The sequence below is a fragment of the Rhizobacter sp. P3_B12 genome (genome assembly GCF_056402895.1).
In genome coordinates this window covers 1-581 of record NZ_JBFUGN010001737.1, presented here as the reverse complement: position 1 = coordinate 581, position 581 = coordinate 1, and the positions used below count along the sequence as shown (strand labels likewise).

At 69.9% G+C, this 581-nt stretch carries 1 protein-coding gene; it reads right to left on the bottom strand.

Annotation, left to right across the window (positions count from 1 at the left end):
* Positions 1-73 precede the first annotated feature (73 nt).
* On the bottom strand, positions 74-581 hold a 508-nt coding region (locus tag AC1D01_RS37960), incomplete at its 5' end, for a transglutaminase-like cysteine peptidase (protein WP_477875146.1).

Below are 581 nucleotides of genomic sequence, written 5' to 3'. Positions count from 1 at the left end.
CAGCAGCACCGTGCCCAGCAGCAACAACCAGATCTGGCGGATCAGCGACATGCTCTCTCCCTCGTTCGTTGACTCATTGGAACCCCTCGGCGCGGGCCTTCGCAAGCACTTCGCGCCAGCGCGACAGGCGCACCGACGGGTCGCCGGCCGCCTGCGGGCCGACGCCCTGCCACAGGCCGTCGCTGTTGAAGCTGAAGACGGGGGTCAGATCGGGCCGCCGCGACGCCGGCCGCACCTCGGTGATGAGGTTGTCGAGAATCAGCGGCTCGGCGTCCGGCGCGGCATACCAGGCGAGCACCATGTGCGCCTGCACCACGCCGTTCGGCCCGCCGATCTGCGCCCGCACGTAGACGAGCCGCAGCTTCGCGGTCGGCACGCCGAGCGCCAGCAGGCTGAAGTACTTGGCGATCGCGTAGTCCTCGCAGTCGCCGGCGCCCTTGCCCAGCGTCTCGAGCGGGCTGGCCCAGTAGTCGACCTGGCCCCAGACCTCGGTGTCATCGCGGAACAGCACGCGGCGGTTGAAGAATTCGTTGATCGTCTGCAGCCTGGCGGGCTCGTCCAGCCCCTGGGCGGCGGCCAGC